Here is a 19263-nt window from a genome sequence, read left to right as displayed (position 1 = left end):
TTCGTGCTGCCCCTCATGTACCGGTCGACAAATCACGGGCAAGCGTCCGGACACGCACGCCTCCGCGTCCCACCCCCTCCGGTCGGTTCAGCGGCTCTCCCTCGTGGTCGCCACACCGGCGTCGGTTCGCTGCCGGACGGACCTTTCGGCGCGTGTACGTGCCTTGCGGCTCCAACCATCGGTGTTCAGGGGCCCGTTGGGCCCTGGAGCGGTCCGAGAGCGGCACCGGGCCTGCCCGGAGGAACGAGGCAACTGACCGGGGCCACCGGCGGGGAGCCGCCGGCGGACGGGAGGGGGCGGGACGCGCAGGGAGGCACGTCCGGACACCCTTGGGGTCTCCCCAGCGAAGCGTGGGGAAGTGATTTGCGGACCGGTATATGGGAGGCAGCACGAAGGCCCGTACCGGTTCGGGGAGGGAAATCATGCCGTCCGGACTGGCTCCCGGAGCGGCACGCACCCGGCACCCCGAACACACGCACCGCGAGAACGCGCGCAACCGCTAAAGCGTCAGCCGCGGCTTCGGCGCGTCCGTGCGGCCCGTCGGCGGTTTGCGGCTGCCCGCGCGGTACTGCACCGGCCAGGGGGCTCCCGGCCCCGCGTAGTCCTGGTCGGCCGCCGCGTGCAGCGTCCAGTGCGGGTCGTACAGGTGCGGGCGGCCCAGCGCGCACAGGTCGGCGCGCCCGGCGAGCAGCAGCGAATTCACGTCGTCCCAGGAGGAGATGGCGCCGACGGCGATCACCGGCACCCCGAGGGTGTTGCGGATGCGGTCGGCGTACGGGGTCTGGTACGAGCGGCCGAAGTCGGGCCGTTCCTCGGCGACGACCTGACCGGTGGACACGTCGATCGCGTCGGCGCCGTGATCGCTGAACGCGGCGGCCACGCGCAGCGACTCCTCGGGTGTGATGCCGCCCTCCGCCCAGTCCGTGGCGGAGACGCGCACGGTCATCGCCCGCTCCCGGGGCCACACTTCGCGGACCGCGTCGAAGACCTCCAAGGGGAAGCGGAGGCGGCCTTCGATGCCGCCGCCGTAGGCGTCGGTGCGGCGGTTGGTGAGGGGTGAGAGGAAGCTGGAGAGCAAGTAGCCGTGGGCGCAGTGGAGTTCGAGCAGGTCGAAGCCGGCCCTGGCGGCACGCCGTGCGGAGTCGGCGAACTCTTCCCGTACGGCGGCCATTTCGACCGCGGTCAGAGCGTGCGGCACCTGATTGACGCCTTCGCGGTAGGGCAGCGGTGAGGGCGCCACGACGGGCCAGTTGCCCTCGGGCAGCGGTTCGTCGATGCCCTCCCACATGACCTTGGTCGAGCCCTTGCGTCCGGAGTGCCCGAGCTGGACGCCGATGGCCGTGCCGGGCGACTGCGTGTGCACGAAGCGGGTGACGCGGCTCCACGCCGCCTCCTGCTCCGGCGACCACAGGCCCGTACAGCCGGGCGTGATGCGGCCGTCCGGCGAGACGCAGACCATCTCCGTCATGACCAGGCCCGCTCCGCCCAGCGCCCGGGCGCCCAGATGCACGAGGTGGAAGTCGCCGGGGACGCCGGAGGTGCCCGCGTCGGCGGCGCCGTCCGGGGCCCCGTCCTCGGCCGAGTACATGTCCATCGCGGAGACCACGATCCGGTTGCGCAGCGTCAGTCCGCCCAGCCGGAAGGGTGTGAACATCGGCGGAGTGCCCTCGGGGACGCCCGCCTCCGCCTCGACGCCCGCGACGAACCCGGGGTCCCGCAGGCGGAGGTTGTCGTGGGTGACGCGGCGGCTGCGGGTGAGCAGGTTGAAGGCGAACTGCCGCGGCGGCTGACCGGTGCAGGTCGCCAGGTCCTCGAACCACTCCAGGCTGCCGCGCGCCGCGCGCTGCGTGGAGAGCACGACGGGGCGGCGCTCCTCCTCGTACGCGGCGAGCGCCGCCGGCAGGTCCGGCTGTTCCTCGACGCAGGCCGCGAGGGCGAGGGCGTCCTCGACGGCGAGCTTGGTGCCGGAGCCGATGGAGAAGTGCGCGGTGTGCGCGGCGTCGCCGAGAAGCACCACGTTCCCGTGCGACCAGCGCTCGTTGACGACCGTACGGAAGGCGATCCACTGCGAGTTGTTGCCGCGCAGCGGCCTGCCGGCGAGGGTTTCGGGGAACAGCTTGGCGCACTGCTCGGCGGAGCCGTGCTCGTCCAGCTTGTCCAGCCCCGCGGCCCGCCAGACCTCTTCGCGGGCCTCGACGATGACCGTTGAGGCACCCGGGCCGACCTCGCCCGCCATCTCGTAGGGATACGCGTGGAGTTGGAGCACGCCGTGCTCCGTCTCGGCGATCTCGAAGCGGAAGGCGTCGAGCGCGAAGTCGGCGGCGAGCCAGATGTAGCGGCAGCGGTGCGTGGTCACCTGCGGGCGGAAGACACCGGCGAACGCGTCGCGGGTGGTGCTGTGCACTCCGTCGGCCGCGACCACCAGGTCGTGCGAGGCGGCCAGTTCGTCCGGCGGCGGCGCCTCGCTGCGGAAGCGGAGATCCACGCCGAGCTCGCGGCAGCGATCGTGCAGTACGGCCAGCAGCCGGCGGCGCCCCAGGGCGGCGAACCCGTGTCCGCCGGAGGTGAGCGTCCGGCCGCGGTGCACGATGTCGATGTCGTCCCAGCGGACGAACTCCCGCTGGAGCGCGGCGTAGACGGCCGGGTCGGCGTGCTCGATGCCGCCGAGGGTCTCGTCGGAGAGGACCACGCCGAAGCCGAACGTGTCGTCGGGGGCGTTGCGTTCGTGGACTGTGACGCTGCGGGAGGGGTCGAGCCGCTTGAGGAGCGCGGCCGCGTACAGGCCGCCCGGACCGCCGCCCACGACGGCGACGCGCATGCCCGTGGTGCCGTTCCCGGTCGCGGTCCGTCCGCTCATGTCACTTTCCCCGCCACTTCGGCGACCGCTTCTCGCTGAAGGACGCGTGGAATTCGGCGTAGTCCTCGCTGTGCATGAGCAGCGCCTGCGTGGAAGCGTCCATCTCGACGGCCGCCGACAGCGGCATGTCCAGCTCCGCCGTGAGCAGCGCCTTGGTCTGGGCGAGGGCGAGCGCCGGACCGTCAGCGAGGCTGCGGGCGAGTTCGGCCGCGGCGTCGTGCGCCTCCCCCTCCTCGGTCAACCGGCTGATGAGACCGATGCGTTCGGCCTCCGGTGCCCGTACGGGCTCACCGAGCATCAGGATGCGCGTGGCGTGGCCCAGCCCGACGACGCGCGGCAGCAGATAGGCCGCGCCCATGTCCCCGCCGGAGAGACCGACCTTGGTGAAGAGGAAGGAGAATCGCGCGGTGGGGTCGGCGACGCGGAAGTCGGAGGCCAGCGCGAGCACCGCGCCCGCGCCCGCGGCGACACCGTGCACGGCCGCGACGACGGGGAACGGCGCCTCGCGCAGCGCTCGTACGACCTGGCCCGTCATGCGGTTGAAATCCAGCAGCTCCCCGGTGTCGGCATCCAGCGTGGCGCCGATGATCTCCTCGACGTCGCCGCCCGAGCAGAAGCCGCGCCCCTCCCCCGCCAGTACGAGCGCCCGCGCGCGGCGCTCCCGCGACAACTCGGCGAGGAGATCGCGCAGATCGGCGTACGCGCCGAAGGTGAGGGCGTTGAGGCGGGCAGGGCGGGCCAGCGTGACGGTGACGACACCGTCCTCCTCGGAGACCCGGATGTGCTGCCATTCGCCGGTGGGGCGGGCCGACCCCGTGTACGGGCTCATGCGGGGGCTCCCGGTGCGCTGTGCTCGGTGGTCCAGGTGGGCTCACTCACGGCTCGGGCCTCCTCAGCGACGCCGGCGACGGCACGACGTGAACGTATCACCGGTTCGTGACTGCCGTCACGGGTGCGCGATAGACGAGAGGGCCGCGGGAGACCGCGCCCGGCGCCCGTACACGGGCCGGATAGCGTGGCCGCAGGCCCACAGGTCTCAGGTCGCGCGCGAGGGGACGGGAGGGAAAGGCCGGAATGGAGCTCGATCCGCTGATACTCGTGCTGCTGGGGCTCTTCGGGCTGCTGGGCGGCATCGGCATCACCGCGGTGGGCCCGGGCGGCGTACTGCCCACCATCGGCATGTTCCTGCTGACGGGGCTCTCCCCATCCGGCGTCGCCGGCACGGCCATCGCCACGCACATCGCGACCGGCGCCCTCGGCACGGCGGCGTTCACGCGCTCCGGTCAGCTGCGCGAAGCGCGTACGCGACGGGTCGCGGTGATCCTCTCGGCCGCCGCGCTGGTGGGGGCACCCCTGGGCGTGCTCTTCAACACCCTTGTCGGCGGGCGGGGGTTCGCGATTCTGCTCGCCACCGCCGTCGCCACGACCGGCATCCTGGTGTGGGTGCGCGAGCGCCGTGCCTCCGCGAGCGAGGACGACGGTGACGGGGAGCTCTCACCCGTCCTCACGGGGGCCGTCGGGCTGGTCGTAGCGGTCGCCGCGGGACTCTTCGGTCTGGGCGGCCCGATGCTGAGCGTGCCGCTGCTGGTGATCTGCGGTCTTCCGCTGCTGCCCGCGCTGGCGGCCGCGCAGGCCCAGTCGGTGGTCATCGCGAGCGTGGGGACCGCGGGATATCTGGTGCACGGCTCGATCGACTGGATGCTCGCGGCGCTGGTCGGCGTCCCGGAACTGGCAGGTGTCGTGATCGGCTGGAAGATCGCCCACGCCGTGCCCGTACGCAAGCTCAAGTACGCGCTCGCCGGCACCCTGCTGGCTCTCGCGCCCTATCTGGCACTGCACGGCTAGGTCCAAGACCGACGGAGCACCGGGATCGTCCGGTTCTGTCCTGAGGTGGCTGGTCCGGGTGTGCGGCCGGCCCGCGGGAGTGCCGGCCGGGCGCGGCTCCGGCGCCTCGGGAGTGATCACACACCTCCGCCCGTTCAGCCGCGCAGGAAGTACAGGACGGTCGTGGTCACGGCGGTCGTCAGAAGGACGGCCCTCAGCAGTGCGGCCGGGAGGCGGCGGGCGAGGTGCCCTCCGGCGAAGCCGCCGGCCACGGCACCGGCCAGCATGGCGGCGAGCATCAGCGGGACGCGCAGCGCGTCGGACGCGAAGAGGAACAGCACTGTCGCGCTGAGAAAGATGGCCGCGAGCTGCGCGACCCGCATCGGATTGCCGGCCGCCGGGTCGAGGCCGAGGCCGGTGCTCCACAGAGCCAGCATCAGGATGCCTACGGCACCGCCGAAGTAACCTCCGTACGCCGCGACGAAGAACTGCCCGATGAGAACGGCCCGGGGGCTCATGCTGAACGAGCGGCCCAGCGCGGCGCTCAATGCCCCCGACAAGCGGCGTCCGAAGGCGAGGACCAGCGTCGCGAAGGCCAGCAGCCAGGGCACCGCGACGTCGAACGACGAGGCGGGCAGCACCAGCAGCAGAGCGGCCCCGGCTCCGCCGCCCGCCACGCTGACCGCCGTCAGCACCTTGGTGGATGTCGTGCCGACCCTGGTGAGCTCGTTCCGCAGCACCCATGTACTGGCCACTGCCCCGGGTACGAGAGCGATCCGCGAGACCGCGTTGGCCGTCACCGGCGACAGGCCGAAGGCGACGAGGGCCGGCAGCGCCACGAACGTGCCGCCGCCGCCGACGGCGTTCAGCGCCCCGGCGGCGACACCGGCCAGCATGATCAGCGGGATCTCGTACACGCGTCGAGCATCGGACCGTGACCGCCCGCTTCGCAATGCGTAATCGGCATACCCAGCCTATGGCAGCGCCTTAGGCTGAGGGTGTGCGCTACGACCTGGACGACTTGCGGCTGTTTCTCCACATCGTGACGGAGGGGTCGATCACGGCAGGTGCCGGCCGCATGCATCTGAGCCTGCCCTCGGCCAGCGCCCGGGTGCGTTCGCTCGAGCGCCAGGCCGACGTGGCGCTGCTGGTCCGCGGCCGGCGCGGCGTCCGGCCCACGCCTGCGGGTACGGCCCTGGCCCGCCATGCGCGCGATGTGCTGACCCGGACCGCGCGGCTGGAGAGCGCCGTCGCCGGCTACAGCAGGTCCCGGACCACGGCGCTGACCCTGCTGGGCGGCGGTTCCGCGATGCACCGGCTCGTACCGCGTGCCCTGGTCTCGTTCCTCCGCGCCCATCCGGACGTCGACGTCACGGTCTCCGAGAGCCGCACCCCGCAGACCGTGCGGATGCTCGCGGACGGCGAGGCGCATCTCGGGGTCGTGCTCGACGACGAGGCCCGCGACTGCGGCCTCCGCACGGAGCCGCTCGGTGACGACTCGCTGGTGGTGATCGGCCAGGCCGGCGGGATTCTCGCCGGGCGGACCGCGCTGACGTACAGCGAGGCCGCCGAGCACCCTCTCGTCGGACTAGATCCCGGCTCCTCGCTGCGGCGCTGGACCGAGAAGCACCTCGGCCCGCACTCGTCGGTGCCGCGCTACCGCACCACCGTCGCCGACCTCAACGTCCTCGTCGCCCTCGCGGCCGGCGGCGCGGGGCTCGCCGTCGTGCCGCGCCGCGCCGTCGATCCGGACCAGCCGCTCGACGTGTGCGAACTGCAGGACCCCTGGGCCCGCCGGCACCACCTGCTGGCCTGGGGCATCGAGGACCACGCCTCGTCGGCCGCCACCGCGGCGCTCGCCGAGCACCTGCGTCACGCGGCGTCGTTCGAACAACCGCCGCCCGCGCACAGGGAGAACGCGCCGGAGAGGATCGCCTTCCCGGCAGTCGTCCGGCCCGACGCCGGGTGAGACTCCTTCTGCTGCCCTCCCGGACGACTTCGCCCGGTCGCACCGCCCTGCACGCGGTGCGGGAGTACCGCCCTGGCCGCCAGGCTCAGGGGACTTCGGCCGCGAGTGCCCCGGCTCCCCCCTTCGCGGGCGGAGCCCTCCCGGCACAGCGACCGGGAGCGGCCCGCGCACATGCCGGACGTTCGTTGAGGGCGGACGAGTCGCCGGTCACGGCACTAGCGCGCCAGGGTGGCGACGAGCACCGCCTTGATGGTGTGCATCCGGTTCTCCGCCTCGTCGAAGACGACGGAGTGCTCGGCCGACTCGAAGACCTCGTCCGTCACTTCGAGGGAGTCCAGGCCGTGCCGGGCGTGGATCTCCCGTCCCACGGCCGTGCCCAGGTCGTGGAAGGCCGGCAGGCAGTGCAGGAACTTCACATCCGGATTTCCGGTGGCCCGCAGGACGTCCATCGTCACGGAGTAGGGCCGCAGCAGCGCGATGCGTTCGTCCCAGACCTCCTTGGGCTCGCCCATCGACACCCACACGTCGGTGGCGACGAAGTCGGCTGCCCGTACGCCCTCTTCGACGTCCTCGGTGAGCGATATCCGGGCACCGGTACGGCCGGCGAGGGCACGGGCCTGCGCGACGACCGCCTCCTCGGGCCACAGCACACGCGGGGCGACGATGCGCACGTCCATGCCGAGCAGGGCACCGGTGACGAGGTAGGAGTTGCCCATGTTGTTGCGGGCGTCGCCGAGGTAGGCGTACGCGGTCCCGTCGAGGGGCTTGGCACAGTGCTCGGTCATGGTGAGCACGTCGGCGAGCATCTGCGTGGGGTGCCAGTCGTCGGTCAGTCCGTTGTAGACGGGGACTCCGGCGTAGGCCGCGAGCTCCTCGACGACCGCCTGGCCGCTGCCCCTGTACTCGATGCCGTCGTACATCCTGCCCAGCACGCGCGCGGTGTCCCGCACGGACTCCTTGTGCCCGAGCTGCGAGCCGCCCGGGTCGAGGTAGGTGGTGCCCGCGCCCTGGTCGGCGGCGGCGACCTCGAACGCGCAGCGGGTACGCGTCGACGTCTTCTCGAAGACCAGCGCGATCGTACGGCCCCGCAGGCGCTGCTGCTCGGCACCCGCCTTCTTGGCCACCTTCAGCTCGGCGGCCAGATCGATCAGGTGACGGAACTCCTCGGGCGAGAAGTCCAGTTCCTTCAGGAAGTGGCGGCCCGTGAGGTCTGTCGCCATGAGGGCTCCTAGGTCGCTGGCAGGGATGACGATGTCCGACCTGGAATTCTATACCGGCGCTCGAATCTCTATACAGTCCGGTCTGGCGGGCCCGCTCCCCGGCGGCCGCCCGCCCTCGCTACCGGACCGGGTCCCTCTCCACCGGGCAGCTCATGCACCGCGGTCCGCCCCTGCCCCGGCCGAGCTCGCTGCCGGGGATCTCCAGCACCTCGATGCCCTGCTTGCGCAGATACGTGTTCGTCGTGAAGTTCCGTTCGTACGCGAGCACGACACCCGGTTCGACGGCCAGCACGTTGCACCCGTCGTCCCACTGCTCGCGCTCCGCCGAGTGCACGTCCTGTGTCGCCGTGAGCACGCGGACGTGGTCCAGGCCGAGGGCCGCCGCGATGGCTCTGTGCATGTGCTCCGGCGGGTGGTCCGTCACCTTCAGCTCGTTGGCGCTGCCGCCGGGCTCGATGGTGTACGAGCGGAGCATGCCCAGGCCCTCGTACTGGGTGAAGGTGTCGCCGTCCACCATCGTCATCACCGTGTCCAGGTGCATGAACGCGCGGCGCTTGGGCATGTCGAGCGCCACGATCGTACGGGCCGAGCCCGCCGCGAAGAGGCCCCGCGCCAGCATCTCCACGGCCTGCGGCGTGGTGCGCTCACTCATCCCGATCAGCACCGCGCCCGAGCCGATGACCAGCACGTCCCCGCCCTCGATGGTGGACGGATACGCGCCCTGGCCCTCCGACCAGACGTGGAAGGCGGGGCTGCCGGGCCCCGCGAAGAGCGGGTGGTGGTGGTAGATCGCCTCGAAGTGCACCGTCTCGCGCTGACGGGCGGGCCAGCGCATCGCGTTGATCGAGACGCCGTCGTAGACCCAGGCGGAGGTGTCGCGCGTGAAGAGGTGATTGGGCAGCGGGGCGAGCAGGAAGCCGTCCAGATCCAGCACGTGGAAGCGGACGGACGCCGGCTCCTCGTACGCCTCCAGGAACTCCCGCTTGGTCATGCCCCCGACCAGCGCTTCCGTCAGCTCCTTCGTCGGCAACCTGTCGAAGGCGGCGCGCAGATGGGCGGTGGCGAGCGGCCCGTACTCGTTCTCGTGGAAGACGCGGTCCAGGACGAGGGTGCGGGCCTCGGGGATGTCCAGCGTCTCGGCCAGCAGGTCGCTGAAGAGATGCACCGCGATTCCGCGGTCGCGCAGCGCGTCCGCCAGGGCGTCGTGCTCCTGGCGGGCACGGCGGACCCACAGCACGTCGTCGAAGAGGAGGTCGTCCTTGTTCGTCGGCGTGAGCCGCTTCAGCTCCAGGTCAGGACGGTGCAGGATGACGCGGCGCAGCCGTCCGGCCTCTGAGTCGACATGGAATCCCATGTCTCCATCTTCTCCGAGGCGGATGTGACGCGCGTAGTGTTTGCGCAACATCCCGGGCATCGGCTCCTCCCGTCCGGGAAGTGCGCGGCTCCCGGACGCGGGGATCCCGGGCTCACCCCTGCATTCCGTCAGCCACTGCCGTCCGCCCCCAGGTCACCCGGGACCTGCCTCCATGTCCGTGCGACCGGAGCCGAGCACTTCGTCCACCACGGTCGCCAGTGAGGTGACGACCTCGTCGCGCTCGCCCAGATACCCGCCGACCATGGCTCCGTCCCGGATCATGACGAGCCTTCGGGCCGCCCAGGGCGGGTCCGAGTGGCCGGCCGCCGCGAGCAGTTCGAGCAGGACGGTGCGGAACCACGTCCGGTGAGCCAGAACCGCACGGTGGACCGGGGTGGCAGGGTCGGGGTACTCGGCCGCCGCGTTGATGAACGGACAGCCGCGGAAGCCGGGCCCGCAGACCGTCTCGGAAATGCCGCCGACGAGCGCCCGCAGGAGACCGGCGGGCTCGTCGATCAGCTGGGCCGCCTCCTCGTACTGGGCGCGCAACGCCGCGTCCTGCGCCTCGACGTATGCCGTGACCAGCTCCTCTTTGCCCCCGAAGTGCCGGTAGAAGGTCGCACGGGTCACGCTCGCCTGGGTGATGAGGCGCTCGACGCCGACGGCATGGATGCCCTCCGCGTAGAACAGCGCGGACGCGGTGGCGAGGAGCCGGTCCCGAGGGGCGGACGGACTGGGCGTGGGCGCCGTGTCGGGGAATCCGGGACTCATGCCATCACCGTACTGAACGGTCGATCTTCCTTGCGTTGACAGTCCCCATAGGTCCACATAGCGTAAGCAGAAAGACCGATCGTTCTCCCTAGGAGCTGGTGACACTGAGCACCACCGCGCCCGACACCGTCGTACTCATACACGGCCTCTGGATGACCCCGCTGAGCTGGCACGACTGGGTCCCGTACCTGGAGGACCGCGGCTACAGGGTCATCGCCCCGGCCTGGCCCCGCATGGACCGCCCCATCGAGGAACTGCGTGCCGACCCCTCGCTCGTCGGGGGGCTCGGGATCACCGAGATCACCGACCACCACGCCGAGTTGATCAGCAGGCTGGACACGGCACCGATCATCATGGGGCATTCGGTGGGCGGCCTCGTGACCCAGCTTCTGCTCGACCGCGGACTCGGCGCAGCCGGTGTCGCCATCCACCCGGGACAGACCAAGGGCGTCTTCCGCGTGCCGCCTGCGCAGCTGCGTTCCGCGCTGCCCGCCATCGGCAACCCGTTCAACCTGAACCGGGGAGTGCCGCTGACTCCTGGACAGTTCCACTGGGGCTTCGCCAACGCCCTGAGCGAGGAGGACTCCCGGGAGGCCTGGTCGGCCTACCACGTGCCCGCTCCGGCGCGCCCTCTCTTCCAGGCGGCGCTTGCCAACCTCAACCCGCGCGCCGTCACCAGGGTCGACTACAGCAGAGCGGACCGCGCACCCCTGCTGTTCGTCGCGGGCGACGCCGACCGCACCGTCCCCGCATCCGTGGTCAGGGAGAACCATCGGCGCTACAAGTCCGGCATCGCCCACTACATGGAGTTCCCGGGCAGGTCGCACTTCACCGTCGGAGAGACGGGCTGGGAGGAAGTCGTCGGCCGCGCTCTCGAATGGGCCGTCGCCCACAGCGCCGGGACCCGTAGCGGGAGTTGAGACGGGAGCCGCCTGGGCGTCGTCCGTCGGCTGCAGTACACCGGACCCGTACGCGCAGCGGTCCGACCTGCGCTCGTCCGCACGTCAGGGCGCCAACTCGCGTGCTAGCTCCGCGACATGCGCCGGACCGGCACGGCAGCAACCGCCGATCAGCCGTGCGCCCCTCTCCACCCAGCCAAGAGCCCAGGACCGGGACGTTCCGGCACCCCTTGCGCCCGGTCGCCCTGCGGCGAAAACGTCCGTGCCGTGCCATGTGCGGCCATCGGCGCCACCCCACCGCTCGCCGCTGTTGGGGTAGACGACGGCCGGCTTGCCTGTCACCGCCGACGCGGTCTCCACCGCGTGGTCCGCGTCGCCCGGCGCACAGCAGTTGACGCCGGCGGCGACGACCTGGTCCCGGCCCGCCGCCGGACGGAAGGCGTCCGCGAGGGGCTGCCCGGCGCGGGTGCGGTCACCGGCGACCGTGCAGCTCAGCCACACCGGTACGCCGCAGCCGTCCGCGGCCTCCAGCAGCGCCTCCACCTCGTCGGCGTCCGGGACCGTCTCCAGCGCGAGCACGTCCGGTTCGGCTTCGGCGAGGGCCTCGATCCGCGGGCGGTGGAAGGCGGCGAGCTCGCGCACGCTCAGCCCGTACCGGCCGCGGTATTCGCCGCCGTCGGCAGTGACCGCTCCGTACGGGCCGACCGAGGCGGCGACCCACACCGGATCCGGGGCCCGGCCCGCCGCCTCGCGTGCGAGCGCGACGCTGCGGCGGAAGAGCGCGGCAGCCTCCCGCCGGTCCGCGCCTGCCCGTGCGAAGCCCTCGAACGACGCCTGGTAGCTGCCGGTGATGAGCACCCGCGCCCCTGCCCGTACGTACGCGGCATGCGCGGCCTCGATCTGCCCCGGGTCGTCGCGCAGGAGCCGCGCCGTCCACAACTCACCGCCCAGGTCGCAGCCTTGGGCCTCCAGCTGGTGTGCGAGCCCGCCGTCCAGTACGAGCGGGCCGCGGGCGAGGGCGGTGCCCAGCGGGACGGCGGGACGCGTCACGGCAGCTGGGTCCGCACCTGCTCGGAGATCAGCTGGAGATGGTCGAGGTCGGACAGGTCGAGGATCTGCAGATAGATCCGGGAGGAACCTGCCTGCCCGTAGCGGCCGATCTTGTCGACGACCTCGGCGGGCGAGCCGGCCAGGCCGTGCTCCTTGAGCTCCGCCACGTCCCGTCCGATGGCGGCGGCGCGGCGCGCGGTCTCGGCGTCGTCCTTCCCGACGCACGCGACGAGCGCGTTGGACATGACGATGTCGCCGTCCGGCCGTCCCGCCTCTCCGGCCGCAGCCCGCACCCGGGCGAACTGCCGCCGGGTGTCTTCCAGCGAGGCGAACGGGATGTTGAACTCGTCCGCGAAACGGGCCGCGAGAGCGGGCGTACGCACCTTGCCGTGGCCGCCGATCAGCAACGGCACCGTGGACTGGGCGGGCTTGGGGAGCGCGGGCGAGTCCCTCAGCGTGTAGTGCGTGCCGTCGTAGCCGAACTTCTCGCCGACGGGCGTCGACCACAGACCCGTGATGATCTCCAGCTGCTCCTCCAGCCGGCTGAACTTCTCCTTGGGGAAGGGAATTCCGTACGCCGTGTGCTCCTGCTCGAACCAGCCGCTGCCCAGGCCCAGTTCGACGCGGCCGCCCGACATGGCGTCGACCTGGGCGACCTGGATGGCGAGCGGACCCGGCAGCCGGAAGGTGGCCGCGGTCATGAGGGTGCCCAGTCTGATGCGGCTGGTCTCACGGGCCAGCCCGGCGAGGGTGATCCAGGCGTCGGTCGGGCCGGGGAGGCCGTCCCCGCCCATGGCGAGATAGTGGTCCGACCGGTAGAAGGCGTCGAAGTCCAGGTCCTCGGCGGCCTTCGCGACGCGCAGCAGCGTCTCGTAGCTCGCTCCTTGCTGGGGTTCGGTGAATACGCGCAGCCTCATGAGGCCATCCTGCCTCACCCCCGTCCGCATCCGGTCAGGTCCACGCAGGTGGCGCCCGCGGTGGAATCTCCGCGGTCCCGTGCGGCTCGCGCACTTCCGGCGCGGGGCGTGCGGAAGGCGTGGAACGTGCGGAAGCGCGCGGAGGGTGCGGAACTCATGGCTCGTACCGGTCCGTTCAGGCCGCCGGACCGTGCTCCTGCACCTCCAGTCTCCGAAGAATGGCCGATACCCGGTCCTGCGACTCGTCGGCGGCGTCGATGGCCTCGATGCACTGCCAGTAGAGCCCTTCCTCCCTGGCGGTGACGGCCACGAGGACGAGTGCCACACCCGCCTCCGCAAGCAGTCCGCTCAGGTCGGACAGAGCGCACTTGGCGTCCTGGATCTGGGAGAGCCGGTCGGCACGCGCATCATGCGCCTCGCACACCTCGCCGGCGGGGAGCCCGGAGGGGGCGCACGCGCGGCAGGCACGGGCGCCCGCTTCGCTCAGCCCGAGCGCCTCCACCCGTACCGACTGCGGGCCGCCCGCCGCGAGATGACTCCCGATCGCCCCGGCGAGGGCCTGTACCTGCCACGATTCGGCGATGATGTCTTCCACGGACTCGCATTCGGCGAGCGCGTGCCGGGTGGCCTTGATGAGATGCACGGCATCCAACTGCGCCACCTCCCTCCAGATGTCACTACAGAGAGTGACATTCAACAGGCAAGCAAGTCAGGGAAATTGCTACTAATCCGGACATACCGCCTTGCGCCTATTCGTTCGTCACTTCATAGAGTGACCGGTTCCGGTAGTCGGGAAACGCTTCTCGTTCCGTTCGATCTTCGCGGCAAGCGCTTTCAGGACGTCCACGCCCAGCACCTCGCAGAACTGGAGCAGATACGAGAGGACGTCCGCGACTTCGTCCTCGACCCGCTGCGCGGACTCGGGGCGCTCCATCACACGAGCCGACTCCTCGGGCGTCAGCCACTGGAAGATCTCCACGAGTTCGCCCGCCTCGACGCTCAGCGCCGCGGCCAGATTCTTCGGCGTGTGATACCGCCCCCAGTCGCGGGCCGCGGCGAACTCCGCGAGTCTGCGCTGCAGTTGGGCCACCGTCACGGCGGTGCCGGGCGACGCGCCCGGGTCCGTGTCACGGCTCGTGCCAGGACGCGGCTGCGGGGAGGTTTCGTGGCCGGAGGACGCCGAGGGCGAAGAGGGGGAAGGGGATTCGCTCACGCCCCAAGGTCTACCAGGGACACCTCCTGGGGCCACACCTCCCCCGTGACCCGTCCGGACGGGTCACGGGCCAGCACCGCCGCGCCCGCCTCGCTCACCGCGGCGAGCAGCCGCACATGCCCCCGCAGCCCCATCCGCACCGCAAGCGCGGTCAGTCCGGCCGTCTGCGCCGTGTCCAGACCGCGGTCGAGGCCGTCGGCGAGCACGGTCAGCGCCTGCCGTGCGGGGAGCACCTCCTGCGCCGGGTCCATCGAGAGCACGCCGGGGCCCGTGAGCAGCACCAGCGCCATGGCCACGTAGCGCAACTCCCCGTCGCCCAGCCACTCCAGGGGCGTACGGGACTCTCCCGCTCCACCCCTCCCCTCGGCGGTGCCGCTGACGATCGCCGCACGCACGCGCCCCTGTTCGCCTGCCCCGTGCGAGACGTCGGCGACCACGTCCGAGACCGGGCCGGCGCATCCGGCCCGCAACGCCTCGACGAGATGCCCGTACCGGACGGTGCACTCCGTGCGTGTACGGCGCAGCACCGCCGCCACGTTGTCGCACCCGCCGCGCAGCAGGCTGTCGGCGGCGACCACCGGGTCGCGCATCGTCTCCGGACGCGGGTCGCAGGCGAAGACGGAGCGCAGCGCCACCACGACCTGCTCGGCGGCCGCCAGCACCCGGCGTTCCTCCTCCGTGCCGCCGGCGACCCGCAGCGGCAGGAGGGCCGTGGCGAGCCGGTCGCCCGGGAGCCTCGCCCGCGTGACGCGGCCGGAGCCGGCGCTGTGCCACTCGGCATGGACGGTGGGGCGCGAGGGGTCGCGCAGGGCGGTGGAGAGCAGGGTGCGGCCGCCGGGCACCGAAAGGCGCTCGCCCGCGATGCGCAGCACGGGCTCGGCCTGCACCGCGAGTTCGAACCGCACGGGCCCGGCGGGGCCGTCGACCGTGCAGCCGAGCCGGAAGCCCCTGCGGCCCTCGCCGTCGGGACGGGAACTGCGGGGGACGTACGCGCTCGCACCGCCGGACGCCCGGCCGAAGACCTCGCCCAGCACCTCGCCGCCGCCGAGCCGTGCCAGCGCCTCGTACGCCTCCAGGGCTGCGGACTTGCCGCTTCCGCTCGGCCCCGTCAGCACAGTGACGGGGCCGAGCGGGACGGTCCGGTCGCGCAGCGCGCGGAACGCCGACAGGTGCAGGGCGGTCACGGTCGCGGTGGTCGACCGACCTGCTGCGGGGGCCTCTTCGCCTCCGCGGGCGGGCGCGTACGCGGAGGCGCTCGTCGTGCTGGTCGTCGGGCGGTTCGTCGTGACGTGCATGCCGGGACGGTATGCAGCGTCTCGGGAGCCGAACCGTTCCGTCTGCCCGGCGCTCCCCCGAAAGAGCGAGCGCGTGCACCGGCGTCGCCCTCCGCCTGCCACGGAGGGGGTTGCGAACGCGAAGCGCCCGCAGGCCTGTTGAGCGCGTGACGGGAACCGTCGGGTGAAGTGACCACATGGTGAAGGGTCTTCACGGCAGGCAGCGGGCTCGCGGCGACGCCGGCCCGCGCACACCGCCGGGACGCCCCGGACGGCACCCGCCCCGCGCCGGGAATCGCAGCCGCAATTTCATTCCCGTGACACCGGACAAGTTTGAATCAAAGTCGCCCGCATTTGCCGGTATTGCCACCCTGAATTGATCACCGAATCATGATCGAAAATCCCTGAGTTTATCGAAACGTGATCCAAAAATTACGCACACGGGCGTACCCACGCGAGCAGGCCTGCTGCTATTTCTATGATGTTCTGTTCTCATCCCCCACCTTCGGAGAAGACAACTTCATGCGCTCGTTGAAGCTGCTGTTCGCCGCATTGCTTGCGATGGTGGCCATAGCCTTCGTCGCTCCGGGATCACAGGCTGCCGCGGGCAAATATGTGGCTATCGGTGATTCCTACACCGTGGCTGTAGGAACGAAGACGTACGACAATCCGGACGACCCGTGCCGGCGTGGGCCCACCGCCTACCCGAGGCTGTGGGCGGCCGCGCACCCGGATGTCGGATTCGTGGAAGCGTCGTGCTCCGGGGCGACCACGGCCGACGTGATGAACTCGCAGGTCGGCCAGTTGACACCCGACACGTCCCTGGTGACCGTGCAGGTCGGCGGCAACGACGTCGGATTCGTCGACGTGCTGAAGAACTGCATCCTCACCGTCGATGACGCCGACTGCATCGCCGGGGTCGAGGCCGCGAAGGCCGCCGCGAGCAGCACACTGTCGCCGGCGCTTTCCAAGACGTACTCGGCCGTGCGCGCGGCGGCACCGTCCGCGAAAGTCATCGTCGTGGGATATCCGCGTCTCTACACAATTGGAGGTGACTGCGGCATTCTCGGCCTGAGTGACAAGGAGCGGACCGCACTGAACTCCGCGGCCGACACACTCGCCGAGATCATGTCCGCGCGCTCGAAGGAAGCAGGATTCACATTCCTGGACGCGCGGCCGGTATTCGACCCGCACACGATCTGCTCCGGCAACGACGAATGGGTCACCAGCCTGGAGTGGGACAAGCTCAACGAGTCCTACCACCCGAACATCGAAGGGCACCGGGACGGCTACCTCGCCGCCCTGAACCCTCTGATGGGCTGACCGTCCGTCATACCGCAGTGCCCCTGGCGGGGTTGTGAAGGGCGTCCGCCGATTCCGGCGGGCGCCCTTCCGGCTTGCGGAGGTCGCTGTGGCCTGTCCGGCCGGTCAGGTTGCGCCTGCGATCAACGACGCGGAGGGGTGCCCGGCGACGTGAGGGGGCGCCCCGGAGGCCGCCCGGACGCGGGCGGCCCGGGCGGGGGTTCGGGTGCGGCCCCCGGTGCGGCCCCCTGCTGCGGAGGCCTCCGGCCGGGTTCCGGTCCGGTTGCCTGCGGCGGAGCCGGTGCCGGTCCCTGACCTGGTGCCTGTCCTGGTGCCTGCCCTGGTGACCGGGGCGGGGCCTCTGCCGGCCCCGGTGCCGGTGGCTGTGCCTGTGGTGCCGGTGGCTGTGCCTGCGACTGTGGGGGCCGTTGGTGATCGCCGGTGCCGCCCCGCGCACCCCCCGCTCCGCCGCCCGGCCCCGCACCGCCGGACCCGCCGCCCGGCGTGCCCGCGTCCTCCTCCCCCACGAGCATCTGCGAGGCGGCGAGTTCGCGGTAGAGGCCGTCGGCGCGCACCAGTTCCTCATGGCTGCCGAGCGCGCGGATCTCACCGTGCTCCATGACCACGATCTGGTCCGCGTGCGTCACCGTGGACAGGCGGTGCGCGATGAGGATGACGGTGCACCTGCGGGCCGCCTGGTCCACGGCCTCGCGCAGCGCCTGCTCGTTGCGGGCGTCGAGCTGCGCCGTGGCCTCGTCGAGCAGCAGCACCTCCGGCTTGCGCAGCAACGCCCGTGCGATCGCGAGCCGTTGGCGTTCTCCGCCGGAGAGGGAGACGCCGCGGTTGCCCACCTCCGTGCGCAGTCCGTCCGGCAGGCGGCTGATCAGCGCGTCGAGACGCGTCACGCGCAGCGCCTCGGCGATGTCGGCCTCGGAGGCGTTCGTCGCCGAGTACTTGAGGTTGTCCTCCAGCGTGCCCGCCATCACCGGCGAGTCCTGCTCCACGTACGCGATGCGGCGGCGCACCTCGGCCCGGCGCATGCTCTCGATGTCGACGCCGTCGATGATGATCTGGCCGGCCGTGGGGTCGTAGAAGCGCTGGAGCAGCGCGAACATCGTGGTCTTGCCGGCGCCGGAGAGACCGACGAGTGCCGTCTGGGTGCCGCCGGGGATGGTGTACGAGATGCCCTTGAGCGCCGTGCCGCGGCCGGGGTACGAGAAGCGCACGTCGCGGAACTCGATGGTGGGCGGCCTGCGGACGCCGGCCGCCCGCGCCCCGATCGCCTGCAGTTTCATCGTCGACGCCGGGTTGCCGTGGAGTTCCGGCGCCATGTCCGCATGCCCGTTCGGTGCGCCGTTCACGGGAAGGTTCGGCCCGCCGTTCACCGGGGGCCTCGCGCCCGCGCTCGCCGGATGCCGTGGCAGCTCCCGCGGCGCGGCGGGCACACCGGGCGCTCCGGGCGTACCCGGAACCGCGGTTCCCTCGGGTGCCTCGTCGACGTCCGCCTCCACGGCCATCCGCTTGATCTGCTCGATGCGGCCCACAGCCCCGAGCCCCTGCTGAAGCATGCCCAGTCCGCCGACGAGGGAGCCGATCGGGCTGGCCAGGTAGAAGACGTAGAGCAGGAAGGCGATCAGCTCGGGCGTCCCCAGGTCCCCGGAGGCGACCAGCGCACCGCCCACCCCGAGCACCGCGAGGAACGCCGCCTGGATGGAGACGCCTGAGAGTATCTTCACGAGCGCCACGTACTTGGCGCCGACGAGCCCCGCCTTGTAGGCCCCGTCGATGGCGCGGTCGGCCACCTCGGTCTCCCGGTCCTCCGCGCCGTTGGCCTTCACCGTACGGGCCGCGCCGAGCGTGCGGTCCAGCGCCGAACCGACCTCACCGATCGACTCCTGGGCACGGGCGACCGCCTTGCGGATGCGCGGCAGGATGCCGCCCATGACCAGGCCGACCGTCACCAGCACGCCCACCGTCACGCCGAGCAGCGGCAGATGCACGATCCCCATCAGCACGCCGGCTCCGGCGATGCTGAGGATGCCGTTGGCGATCAGGATCAGGCCCTCCGTGGCGGCGTTCTGCAGCAGTGTGCTGTCGGACGTCACACGGGCGATGAGGTCGCCGGGCGGCCGGCGGTCGAGTTCGGGAACGCGCAGCCTGATCAGCCGGAACACCAGGTCCTGCCGTACGCGCCGCACGACTCGCTCCGAGGTGCGCTGCTGCCACCACGACTGGAGTCCGGTCAGTCCGGCGCCGGCGACCACGAGGGCACCGAGCAGGATGACGGGGCCTTTGACGTCGTCACCGTCCGAGAGCCCGGTGAGTACTTGCTGAGCCACGAGCGGCTGCATCAGGCCGGCGCCGCTGGAGGCGAGCACGAGCAGCAGCGTCGCGAACAGGACGAGGCGGTGAGGACGGGCGTATCCCATCAGCACCCGCAGCGGCGCGCGCTTGCGGTGGTCGATCCGCAGCACGCTCGCCCGCGGGTCGCCCGGCCGCTCGGGCACGGGCGGTGCCTGCGGCGGAGCCTGGGGCCGGGTGCCCTGGAAGAACCCGAAGGGCTCGTGGGGTCCGGGAGCCTGCGTCATGTGAGGTCCTGACGTCGCTGGTCGG

16 protein-coding genes are annotated in these 19263 nt (G+C 71.7%); 4 read left to right on the top strand and 12 right to left on the bottom strand.

What is annotated here, in order from left to right; all coding sequences use genetic code 11:
• Positions 1-499 precede the first annotated feature (499 nt).
• Entirely contained in the window at positions 500-2818 is a 2319-nt protein-coding gene (locus AN215_RS27820; RefSeq protein ID WP_070011270.1) for a bifunctional salicylyl-CoA 5-hydroxylase/oxidoreductase, read from the bottom strand.
• 40 nt (positions 2819-2858) lie between these two features.
• A complete protein-coding gene (locus tag AN215_RS27815) occupies positions 2859-3686 on the bottom strand; it encodes an enoyl-CoA hydratase family protein (protein ID WP_070010463.1) in 828 nt (275 codons plus the stop codon).
• A gap of 245 nt (positions 3687-3931) precedes the next feature.
• On the opposite strand from AN215_RS27815, the gene AN215_RS27810 reads away from it, so the two are divergent.
• On the top strand, positions 3932-4702 hold the full coding sequence (locus tag AN215_RS27810; RefSeq protein WP_070010464.1) for a sulfite exporter TauE/SafE family protein: 771 nt from the start codon (positions 3932-3934) through the stop codon (positions 4700-4702).
• A 134-nt stretch (positions 4703-4836) separates the two neighbouring features.
• Here AN215_RS27810 and AN215_RS27805 read toward each other — a convergent pair whose 3' ends face one another.
• On the bottom strand, positions 4837-5577 hold the full coding sequence (locus AN215_RS27805) for a sulfite exporter TauE/SafE family protein (RefSeq protein WP_420856167.1): 741 nt from the start codon (positions 5575-5577) through the stop codon (positions 4837-4839).
• Positions 5578-5681: 104 nt separating this feature from the next.
• Between AN215_RS27805 and AN215_RS27800 the strand changes: the two genes are divergently transcribed.
• Positions 5682-6650, top strand: a complete 969-nt coding sequence (locus AN215_RS27800) for a LysR family transcriptional regulator (RefSeq protein ID WP_070010466.1) — start codon at positions 5682-5684, stop codon at positions 6648-6650.
• 215 nt (positions 6651-6865) lie between these two features.
• Here the strand turns inward: AN215_RS27800 and argF are convergent, their stop codons facing one another.
• The 3 genes from argF to AN215_RS27785 all read right to left on the bottom strand — a co-directional run bounded on the left by argF (position 6866) and on the right by AN215_RS27785 (position 9995).
• Positions 6866-7870, bottom strand: coding sequence for an ornithine carbamoyltransferase (gene argF, locus AN215_RS27795; protein WP_070010467.1), 1005 nt, complete (start codon positions 7868-7870; stop codon positions 6866-6868).
• A gap of 118 nt (positions 7871-7988) precedes the next feature.
• Positions 7989-9224, bottom strand: coding sequence for an arginine deiminase (locus tag AN215_RS27790; protein WP_070010468.1), 1236 nt, complete (start codon positions 9222-9224; stop codon positions 7989-7991).
• Between the two features lie 153 nt (positions 9225-9377).
• On the bottom strand, positions 9378-9995 hold the full coding sequence (locus AN215_RS27785) for a TetR/AcrR family transcriptional regulator (RefSeq protein WP_070010469.1): 618 nt from the start codon (positions 9993-9995) through the stop codon (positions 9378-9380).
• Between the two features lie 98 nt (positions 9996-10093).
• Here AN215_RS27785 and AN215_RS27780 point away from each other — a divergent pair, with 98 nt between their 5' ends.
• A complete protein-coding gene (locus AN215_RS27780; RefSeq protein WP_245694747.1) occupies positions 10094-10915 on the top strand; it encodes an alpha/beta hydrolase in 822 nt (273 codons plus the stop codon).
• Positions 10916-10999: 84 nt separating this feature from the next.
• On the opposite strand, the gene mmuM is transcribed toward AN215_RS27780, so the two are convergent.
• The 5 genes from mmuM to AN215_RS27755 form a co-directional block, all read right to left on the bottom strand.
• Entirely contained in the window at positions 11000-11944 is a 945-nt protein-coding gene (mmuM, locus tag AN215_RS27775; RefSeq protein WP_070010470.1) for a homocysteine S-methyltransferase, read from the bottom strand.
• Positions 11941-12861, bottom strand: a complete 921-nt coding sequence (locus AN215_RS27770) for an LLM class F420-dependent oxidoreductase (RefSeq protein WP_070010471.1) — start codon at positions 12859-12861, stop codon at positions 11941-11943. Before AN215_RS27770 ends, mmuM begins: the two co-directional genes overlap by 4 nt.
• A gap of 175 nt (positions 12862-13036) precedes the next feature.
• The gene (locus tag AN215_RS27765; protein ID WP_338057945.1) at positions 13037-13522 is read right to left on the bottom strand and encodes a DUF6099 family protein; all 486 of its coding nucleotides are present in this window, start codon (positions 13520-13522) and stop codon (positions 13037-13039) included.
• 99 nt (positions 13523-13621) lie between these two features.
• On the bottom strand, positions 13622-13957 hold the full coding sequence (locus AN215_RS27760) for a nucleotide pyrophosphohydrolase (protein WP_253186463.1): 336 nt from the start codon (positions 13955-13957) through the stop codon (positions 13622-13624).
• Positions 13958-14070: 113 nt separating this feature from the next.
• Complete coding sequence (locus tag AN215_RS27755) at positions 14071-15369, bottom strand: AAA family ATPase (protein WP_070031268.1); 1299 nt, start codon at positions 15367-15369, stop codon at positions 14071-14073.
• Between the two features lie 399 nt (positions 15370-15768).
• On the opposite strand from AN215_RS27755, the gene AN215_RS27750 reads away from it, so the two are divergent.
• Complete coding sequence (locus AN215_RS27750) at positions 15769-16671, top strand: SGNH/GDSL hydrolase family protein (protein ID WP_245694745.1); 903 nt, start codon at positions 15769-15771, stop codon at positions 16669-16671.
• Positions 16672-16793: 122 nt separating this feature from the next.
• Here the strand turns inward: AN215_RS27750 and AN215_RS30585 are convergent, their stop codons facing one another.
• Complete coding sequence (locus tag AN215_RS30585) at positions 16794-19238, bottom strand: ABC transporter ATP-binding protein (RefSeq protein ID WP_245694744.1); 2445 nt, start codon at positions 19236-19238, stop codon at positions 16794-16796.
• Positions 19239-19263 lie beyond the last annotated feature (25 nt).

Origin of the sequence: Streptomyces abyssalis (genome assembly GCF_001751365.1) — a bacterium.
Taxonomy (GTDB): Bacteria; Actinomycetota; Actinomycetes; order Streptomycetales; family Streptomycetaceae; genus Streptomyces; species Streptomyces abyssalis.
Note: the sequence above shows the minus strand (reverse complement) of the source record. Positions and strands in the feature narration are given on the sequence as shown.

What these genes read in the sequence shown, in the direction of transcription:
- AN215_RS27820 (WP_070011270.1), bottom strand. Translation starts at nt 2,818, where the DNA reads ATGCGCGTCGCCGTCGTGGGCGGCGGTCCGGGCGGCCTGTACGCGGCC.
- AN215_RS27810 (WP_070010464.1), top strand. Translation starts at nt 3,932, where the DNA reads ATGGAGCTCGATCCGCTGATACTCGTGCTGCTGGGGCTCTTCGGGCTG.
- AN215_RS27755 (WP_070031268.1), bottom strand. Translation starts at nt 15,369, where the DNA reads ATGCACGTCACGACGAACCGCCCGACGACCAGCACGACGAGCGCCTCC.
- AN215_RS27790 (WP_070010468.1), bottom strand. Translation starts at nt 9,224, where the DNA reads ATGGGATTCCATGTCGACTCAGAGGCCGGACGGCTGCGCCGCGTCATC.
- AN215_RS30585 (WP_245694744.1), bottom strand. Translation starts at nt 19,238, where the DNA reads ATGACGCAGGCTCCCGGACCCCACGAGCCCTTCGGGTTCTTCCAGGGC.
- AN215_RS27785 (WP_070010469.1), bottom strand. Translation starts at nt 9,995, where the DNA reads ATGAGTCCCGGATTCCCCGACACGGCGCCCACGCCCAGTCCGTCCGCC.
- AN215_RS27805 (WP_420856167.1), bottom strand. Translation starts at nt 5,577, where the DNA reads ATGCTGGCCGGTGTCGCCGCCGGGGCGCTGAACGCCGTCGGCGGCGGC.
- AN215_RS27770 (WP_070010471.1), bottom strand. Translation starts at nt 12,861, where the DNA reads ATGAGGCTGCGCGTATTCACCGAACCCCAGCAAGGAGCGAGCTACGAG.
- AN215_RS27815 (WP_070010463.1), bottom strand. Translation starts at nt 3,686, where the DNA reads ATGAGCCCGTACACGGGGTCGGCCCGCCCCACCGGCGAATGGCAGCAC.
- argF (WP_070010467.1), bottom strand. Translation starts at nt 7,870, where the DNA reads ATGGCGACAGACCTCACGGGCCGCCACTTCCTGAAGGAACTGGACTTC.